An 8,709-nucleotide genomic window follows, 5' to 3' on the forward strand; every position below is an offset into this window, starting at 1 on the left:
GGTATCGGCTTGATACTTTTCAATACACACTGTTAATACATATCCGACCAATAGTTCGTCGCTGCGCAGTTGCCAAAAAAACATGGGTGACTTCTTTCTCTATTTCTTGTGCTAATTGTCTGTGGGACGCTGTCGGACATTTCCTAGGATGTCGCTCGCATCCGCAAGAGGCCGTTTCTACAAGGGTTTGCGGCCACCTGCCTCTGGCGGGAGCAGGGGAGGCTTCCAGTTATTTCAAATAATTACTAAAAGCTTAAGTGCTAGCATTTGGCAATAGCGTTCAGTACTTCAATCGTGGCAAGCAACCCACGCGCAATGCGTGGCGTTGTTGGTGCGATATCGAACTTACAAACATCAGGCAAATAAAGATGACCAATATCCATGACCAAGCGATGAACTATGTCTATCAACAAGTGCTGCAGCGATTGCTGAGTTTCTTCTCGCGCGCCGAACGCACGGCATTGCAGCTGATGATTCAGCGACTGGTGGTGGCCGCCGGGGGCATGGAGCGTATTGGCGATTACAAGGTCCTGGCGATTCAGTCCGGGTCCAGCGACAGTTGTTACACCTTGGCGCTGCTGCGCGCTGCCCAGCTGAGTATCGCCGGTCGGGCACCTGCGACATTCCAGTTGCGAGTGGCATCCTTGCGCTTGAACGGCGCAAGCCCGACGGCCCTGGAAAACATCCATCGCAGCTACAGCGCCTTGTTCCTCTACGACGATCCTCGGGTCGAAGTGTTGATGGTTGATAACCGGGAAGTCCTGCCGTTCAGCCACCTGGCGCCGATTTCCGAGGGCGGCCGTGAGTCGAACCGGCTCAATCTTTTGATGGTTGGCCATCGTCGCGCCTGGAGCGGGCCGCTTGATCTGTGGGACGACGGGTATCTGGCCACCGGCGAGTTCTATGGGCAAATAGCGCGTTGGGACAGCGGTGTCGATGCATTGATCAGCAGCGACTCACCTCGTCAGCAGAAGCAGTTTCTCGTCGGGTTGAAACGTGCTGCCGCCAAGGCCGGACTCAAGACCTCGAATCACCACGAAACCGGCTATGAGGAGCTTTTCGCGCTGCTCGATGGGCTGGGCAGCGACTGCTACCGCGCTTTTTATACTGAGCATGACCACGTTGCGTGGCGTCCGGCGGAACGGTTTGAGGCTTGTCGTCGCGCTACGTACATCGACATTCACGACATGCTGGTCAGCAACCTGGAGGAGCGTTGGTCGCTGCTCACGGAGTTTCTCGGTTTTCAACCTGACGAACTGGCGGCTCAACTTAGCGACAATGAATACGTCAGCCTTTCTATCTCTGCACACATGCGGGGTTTGCAGTCGTGCTTCGTGCACGGCCGCGGGTACGAGGCGGGTATCGCCGAATACCTGCAACGGGCATTGGTGATGATGCGGCGCAAACAACTGGCGGAACGGTTGTGCGAACAAGCGGTAGAGGCGTTCGGCAATCCGGCTACGTTGGCCGAGCAGCGCGTGCTGGCAGCGGCCGAGGCTCAAAAAAGCCTTGGCTTGAGCGAGGCTCAACTGGTGTGCCTACTCTTTTCACCTTTCGTCGAGAATGGCGCGGCGCTTGAGCGTTTTCTGCGCCAGTGTCACCCCGGCATGCTCGTGGCAATGCCTGATTTGCACCGGGCAATGCAGGGCAATCCGGTGCCGGAGCAGGTTCTGCAATGGATGACCGACGTCAGCGGATTGCCTGTCAGCTTGATCGGCACGCTTTACCGCATGGGCCCGGTGTCTGCGGATGAGGGTAGGGCAGGCGCCCCGGAACTCGGCGGCGCGGGTTTGCAAGCCGAAACAGCCGACTATGACGACGACACGGCGGTGGCGGACGAATGGTCAGCGGGGCGCTGAAAGTGTCTGGTTTGACGGACTTCTTGACGATGCGTGATGACGCTCACATGGCATTCGGCCCTCGCCCATGAAAGGGCCACGAGAAACTGATTTCGCGTATCAGGCGGTGTACCGATATCTGACTAACCTGATCAACGAACCGGTCAGTGACACGCGAGTCCGTCTGCCTTCGTTGCGACAGTTGGCGGAGCGTTTGAGCGTGTCGATCTCGACCATTCAGTACGCTTATTCGCTTCTTGAGAAGGAGGGGCGCGTTTATTCGGTGGCCAAGTCCGGCTATTACGCGTTACCGGTGTCCTCCATCAGCACGCTCAGCAGTGGCAACGACCTGCTCGAAACCGTTTATGTCCATGCCAGACGTCCCGGAATGCTGGTCTTGAGCGCCGATGAACCGGCGTTGTTGCAGCCCCTCGACAGTCCGTTGTTACTGCTGGAGCGAGAACTGCTGCGCCAGTATCCGCGTCAGCCACAACCGACATCGCAACCTTGCGGCGAGCTGGAGTTGCGTATTGCCCTGGCAGCGCGCTACACCACCTCGCCGCTACGCTGCTGGCATGCCGACGATGTCTATATTGGCGCCGACCTGCGTGGCGTGCTGGAAATACTGATCGCGGTGTTGAATCTCAAGGACGCCACGGTGTTGGTCGAATCGCCGTGCGACTGGGCGATTCTGCGGTTGCTCCAGGCGGCGCAGGTACGAGTGATCGAGCTGGCAGTGCAATCCAGCGGTGGCCTGGACGTCGAATGGCTCAAGGAGTTGCTGGAGACCGAGCCGGTGCGGCTGGTGATGGTTTCATCCGGGCTGAACATGCCGCGAGGCAGCCTGGCACCCGACGACAACCGACAAGTCGTCGCGCAGTTGCTGGCGCGGCATGGCAGCTGGGTGTTGGAAAACGACTGCTACGGCGAACTCGGATTCGAACCGGACGGCCAGCGGTTTCGCGACTTGCTGGACCCTGATCGGCTGATCGTGTTTTCCACCTTCGAGAAAATCATCGGGCCGGAGGCGCCATACGGCTATCTGCTGTCACGGCATTTCAGTGCTGAACTGCAACGGTACTTTCTGCTGCGTTCGTTCCGCTTGTCTCCGATTCGCCAGAAAGCCATCGCTCGTTTGTACGGCAACGGACGTGTCGATCAGCACCTTCAGGTATTACGGCGGATGCTCAAGGACCGCAAGGTGCAGATGACGCAACTGTTGCAGGAGCGTCTGGGCGATGCCTTGCACGTTGTCGAACCCCAGGGCGGTGCAACGATCTGGGTTCGTTCGCTGCGCCAGGTCGATGTACGTCGGGTTTTCCAGCGCCTGCTCAAGCACCAGGTGGTGATCGCACCGGGAGAGCTGTTCAGTCTCCAGGGCTTGCATGCGCAACACTTGCGCCTGAGTCACACCTTCGGCGGTGATCACGACCTTGCCGCGGCAATGGGCTGGTTAGGGGACGCCTTGCGTCTGGAGTCGATCGATTGAACGGGGCCACACACCCTGCGTGACACTCGTGGATCGATCCCATCGCGTTGCGGTCAAACTGCCAGTAAACTGCGTTCCTATTCCTGAACCACTCGACTTCAGAGGTTTTGCATGACACTCAGTCCTTTTGCGGGCAAACCGGCACCGGTAGAACTGTTGGTCGACATCCCGCGACTGGTAACGGCCTATTACACCGGCCAGCCCGATGCCGCCATCTCGACCCAACGCGTAGCTTTTGGTACGTCCGGGCACCGAGGCAGCTCGTTCGACTTGAGTTTCAACGAATGGCACGTCCTGGCGATCAGCCAGGCGATCTGCCTGTACCGCGAAGCCCAGGGCATCGACGGTCCTCTGTTCGTCGGCATCGACACCCACGCGCTGTCCACCCCGGCCGGCGCCAGTGCCCTTGAAGTGCTGGCCGCCAACGGCGTGACGGTAATGATCGCCGAAGGTGACGAATACACCCCGACACCGGCCATTTCCCACGCCATTCTTTGCTACAACCGCGGACGCACGTCGGGCCTGGCGGACGGCATCGTCATCACGCCGTCCCACAATCCGCCGCAAAGCGGTGGCTACAAATACAACCCTACCAACGGTGGCCCGGCCGATACCCACATCACCAAGTGGATCGAAGCCAAGGCCAACGAATTGCTGAGCAACAAGCTCGCCGGCGTCAAACGCATCAGCTACGAGCAGGCGCTGAAGGCCAGCACGACCCATCGACACGATTACCTCAATACCTACGTCGCCGACCTGATCAACGTGATCGACTTCGACGCCATCCGTGATGCCAAGCTGCGTCTGGGTGTCGATCCGCTGGGCGGAGCCGGGGTGCGCTACTGGTCGGCGATTGCCGAGCATTACCGTCTGGATCTGGAAGTGGTCAACAAACAGGTCGATCCGACCTTCCGCTTCATGACGGTCGACTGGGATGGTCAGATCCGCATGGACCCATCGTCCACTCACGCCATGCAGGGCCTTATCGGTCTGAAAGAGCGTTTCGACGTAGCATTCGCGTGCGACCCGGACCACGACCGTCATGGCATCGTGACCCCGTCCGGTGGTTTGCTCGCGCCGAACAACTACCTCGCCGTAACGATCGACTACCTGTTCCAGAACCGCCCGCAATGGCGCGCCGATGCGGCCGTGGGTAAAACCGTGGTCAGCAGCGGCTTGATCGATCGCGTTGCCAAACGTCTGGGGCGTCGCCTGTACGAAGTGCCGGTCGGCTTCAAGTGGTTTGCTGACGGCCTGTTCGACGGCTCTCTGGGCTTTGGCGGCGAAGAAAGTGCCGGTGCTTCGTTCCTGCGCAAAGATGGCAGCGTCTGGTGCACCGACAAGGACGGCTTGATCCCGGCACTGCTGGCCGCGGAAATGACCGCCCGCACCGGCCGCGACCCAAGCCAGGCCTATCGTGCCTTGACCGATGAGCTGGGCGAACCGTTCTCGGTGCGCGTCGATGCCAAGGCCAATCCTGAGCAGAAGGCACTGCTGAGCAAGTTGTCGCCGGATCAGGTCACCTCGACCCAACTGGCGGGCGAAGCGATCCAGAGCATTCTCAGTCACGCACCAGGTAACGACCAAGCGATCGGTGGTCTGAAAGTCATGACCGAGAACGGCTGGTTCGCGGCGCGTCCGTCGGGCACCGAAGACATCTACAAGATCTACGCTGAAAGCTTCGTCAGTGACGAGCACCTCAAGCAATTGGTGGCAGAAGCTCAGACTTTGGTGGATGGCGCTATTTCGGCGAAGTGATGCAGGGCCCTATCGCTAGCAGGCTTACGCAAACCCTGTGGGAGCGAGCTTGCTCGCGATGACGTCAGCACAGTCAACAACAGTTATGAAAAGGGCGACCATTAACGGTCGCCCTTTTTTTGTCCGGCGTGTCCAGCATCAGGCCAGGTCGACTAAAACGATTTCACTGTCTTCGATGGCGGTCACCCGCAACACCTGCTCATTGGCAACCGCGATACCGTCTCGAGCTTGTGCACGCAAGCCATTGACTTCAATGATGCCGGTGGCCGGCACCAGATAGGCGCGACGGCCATTGTCCAGGCGATACTCGGCGGATTCACCGGCCTTCAGGTTCGCGGCCACCAATCGTGCATCGGCTCGAATACGCAGGCTTTGATCGTCGCCGGCCTTGCCGCTTGCCAGTGTCACGAAACCTTCGCGCTGGCCTTTTGGAAAAGGCTTGGCGCCCCAGGACGGTGCCAGACCGGTTTCGTTCGGGATGATCCAGATCTGGAAGATCTTGGTCTCGGTCGCTTCCAGGTTGTATTCACTGTGGGCGATCCCGGTGCCGGCGCTCATGACCTGAACGTCACCCGCTTCGGTACGACCCTTGTTGCCCAGGTTGTCTTCGTGAGTGATTGCGCCTTCACGGACGTAAGTGATGATTTCCATGTCCCGGTGCGGGTGTTTCGGGAACCCGGTGCCAGAGGCAATCACGTCGTCATTCCACACCCGCAGGTTGCCCCAGTTCATGCGTTTTGGGTCATGGTATTCGGCGAACGAAAAGTGGTGATGAGCATCCAACCAGCCATGGTGGGCACCGCCCAGGGATTTGAAGGGTCTGAGCTCAAGCATGTTCGTCTCCTGAAAAGGTTCGTCATGGGGCAGAGCGCCTGAGCCACGAAACGCGAACCGGTGGTTGATGGCGAGCATCATCTATCAGGCATAGATCGATAAAAAGCGTAAAAAATGCCTCAATACAATCGAATAATTTGATATCAAATGACCTCAAAAGATTCTCATACAACCTTCACTTCATCGCATAAGCCAATGACCTGTAAGCATTTCACTAGAACTGAACGGCAAATGCAGACACCATAGCCCTCAACAGCCTCACACCCTGGAGTCAGCCCGCGTGCCGCAACACACCCCCGATCTTCCTCCTGAACTTCGTCCCCTGGCCGAGATGCCGCTGCTCAAGCGTCTGGCCGCCCGGTTCTTTGGTCACGGCCTGACGCGTCTGCGCGCACAACACCGGGCATCCTGGCTGCACGGCCAGGCCGACGGCTTTCGCAGTGGGCACAGTGCCGGGGTGGATTACGGCTATAAGGAAGGCAAACTTGAAGGTTTGGAGGAAGGCCGGCAGGTATTGTTGATCCGCGACTCGCGCTCGACCGAACACCGGCCGCCCAACGTTGACGAGAATCTGTTCGACGATTGGCGTCTGCCGTTGAGCGCTGAGTTGAAGAAGCGCATGAAAACGGATGTCGCTCGACTGCTGCCACCGCACGCCCAGCCCAGCCCCGCGCAGTTGAAAATGATCTTCAGCGACACGCCCTCGACCTCGGTGATTGCCGGCGCGGGTGCGGGCAAGTCGACCACGTTGGTGTTGCGAATTTTGCTGCTGACCCATTATCTGGGGTTCGAGCTGAGTTCGATGACGGTGGTGACCTTTACCCGTGAGTCGCGCAAAGACTTCATCAACAAACTGATCGAGCTGTTCGCACTCTGGGGCCGGTCGCTCAGTTTCAAAGAAGCGCGTGATCTAGTGCGCACCTTCCATTCGCGAATCCTGCCGATGATTCGCAGCCTGCCGGGCTTCGAGCGGCTGCAAGCCTTCGAAAACCTCAGTCACCGCCCGCAAAACGGCGATGAGGAGGTCGACAGCAACCCTTTCGACCTGCGCATCAACGACGCCCAACGCCAACAACTCAACGCCTGCTATCACAAGCTGCACACCCGTGATGAGCGTTTCCGCGAGTTGATCAAGCCATTGTCTCGTCACGCGCTGCAACTCAAGGAGCTGGAACGCGATCATCCGGACGTGCAGAAGCGCATGGCCGTGACCGAACTGGCTGCCAAGCGTGATGAAGAGCTCTGCGACGCTATCGAAGATTTGTGGTTTCGTGCGGGGGCCTGGCCGATCAAAGGCATCGAGCCGAATCGCCAGACGTTCGATATCAATGGCTCAACGTTTCATTGCCATGGCTATATTCCGAGCCTCGACGCTTGGGTGGTGCTGGGGTTCGATCCCCGGGAAAACCCGCAGGTCAGCCGCCCCAATGCCAAATTGAGCGTGCGCGCGGAATGGGCGGTCAAACGCACCCTGTTTCAAGCTTTCTGTCGCAAGCCATTGATATGGCTGGATAGTTACGAGTCATCAAAGCGTGTATTGGCCTCTCTGGGAGGCGACGCCAGTGCCGGGCCGGGCTTCGATTACAAGGTCAAGGGCGAGCTCAGCTCTGCGCCGTTACTGGACTGTTTTGTCGCTGCCGCCGGATTTATCGAGAACCTTGGCCTGGATGTACCCAATGCCGTGGGCCAGATGAGTTTTGCCAAGGACGACCCCGATCGGTTTTTCTTCGAGGCCTTGAGCCTGTACTGGCGAGCGCTGGAAGATCATCTGCTCGATCAGAAACCACCGGTGATGACCTACAACCGGATGTTCGCCTTGTTCAGCGAACATTCGCCGGAAAACCTGAAACTGCTGAGCGATGAGCTGCTCAGGCCGATGTCGCACTTGATGATCGACGAATTTCAGGACGTATCACCGCAGATCGTTTCCTGGATCCGCGCGAGTCTGACGGAAATCCGCAGTCGGGGCCCGGCTATGCACGTGGGGCGCGGCGCACAACGTTCGTCGCTGCTCTGTGTCGGCGATGACTGGCAGTCCATCTATGGCTGGCGGGGCAGTTCGCCGACCTACTTCATGGAATTCAACAAGGAATTCCCTTCGCCGAGCACGACCAAGGTCATGCTGAGCGACAACTATCGCAGCCATCAGCACATCATCGATGCCGCCGAACACATCGTTCGTGCGGCACCGGCGATCGCAGGCAAGAAAGCCAAGGCCAGTGGCGAGCCGAAGGCATTGCTGCCGGTTAACGTTCTCGATCGCGACGATCAAGGCATGGCCACGCGCCTGATGGAGCACTACAGGAAGGGCGATTCAATCTTGATGCTTTATCGAAAAAGCAGCGATAAGTCATTGATAGAAGAGCATATTCAGTCTGTAGTTAATGTGGATTCTAGATTGCCGTACGAAGCGCGACGGCTCAAGCAATTGACGTATCACAGCGCCAAGGGACTTCAGGCTGACGCGGTGTTCCTGCTGGGTGATTGTCAGCACTTGACCAGTTCACCGTACAAGAACCAGGTCTACCGCATGGCAGGTCTGGGTAAGTCAGGCGACAGCGAAGCGTATGACAGCGCACAAAAAGACGAGATCCTGCGACTGGCTTATGTCGGCATCACTCGGGCGGTGAGTCATTGCTACTGGTATGTCGATGGGCAAGACACCCAGACGGCCAACCTGCCTAAAGCTTCCGATCGGATCGGCAAGGGCAAGGCGTTCTTTGCCGATCACCGACAGGGCAAGACATCGGCGATCTTTTGATTCTGCCCCATCGGCATAGGGGACGGCCT

General features: G+C 58.4%; 5 protein-coding genes. 4 read left to right on the forward strand and 1 reads right to left on the reverse strand.

Annotated elements, in window-relative coordinates; genetic code table 11:
* Nucleotides 1-368: 368 nt before the first annotated feature.
* The 3 genes from VD17_RS14250 to pgm all read left to right on the forward strand — a co-directional run bounded on the left by VD17_RS14250 (nt 369) and on the right by pgm (nt 5,085).
* Nucleotides 369-1,859 carry a hypothetical protein gene (locus VD17_RS14250; protein ID WP_046054354.1) on the forward strand — a complete coding sequence of 497 codons (1,491 nt, stop codon included), beginning with the start codon at nt 369-371 and terminating at the stop codon, nt 1,857-1,859.
* Nucleotides 1,860-1,926: 67 nt separating this feature from the next.
* Nucleotides 1,927-3,327 (forward strand): aminotransferase-like domain-containing protein, encoded by a 1,401-nt coding sequence (locus VD17_RS14255; RefSeq protein ID WP_046054355.1) that lies wholly within the window; start codon nt 1,927-1,929, stop codon nt 3,325-3,327.
* Nucleotides 3,328-3,438: 111 nt separating this feature from the next.
* Nucleotides 3,439-5,085 (forward strand): phosphoglucomutase (alpha-D-glucose-1,6-bisphosphate-dependent), encoded by a 1,647-nt coding sequence (pgm, locus tag VD17_RS14260; RefSeq protein ID WP_008156361.1) that lies wholly within the window; start codon nt 3,439-3,441, stop codon nt 5,083-5,085.
* 138 nt (nt 5,086-5,223) lie between these two features.
* Here the strand turns inward: pgm and VD17_RS14265 are convergent, their stop codons facing one another.
* Entirely contained in the window at nt 5,224-5,919 is a 696-nt protein-coding gene (locus tag VD17_RS14265) for a pirin family protein (RefSeq protein WP_046054358.1), read from the reverse strand.
* A gap of 280 nt (nt 5,920-6,199) precedes the next feature.
* Between VD17_RS14265 and VD17_RS14270 the strand changes: the two genes are divergently transcribed.
* On the forward strand, nt 6,200-8,680 hold the full coding sequence (locus VD17_RS14270) for a UvrD-helicase domain-containing protein (protein ID WP_046054356.1): 2,481 nt from the start codon (nt 6,200-6,202) through the stop codon (nt 8,678-8,680).
* The last annotated feature ends 29 nt before the right edge of the window (nt 8,681-8,709 follow it).

It is taken from the genome of Pseudomonas fluorescens, from assembly GCF_000968015.1.
Lineage (GTDB): Bacteria > Pseudomonadota > Gammaproteobacteria > Pseudomonadales > Pseudomonadaceae > Aquipseudomonas > Aquipseudomonas fluorescens_W.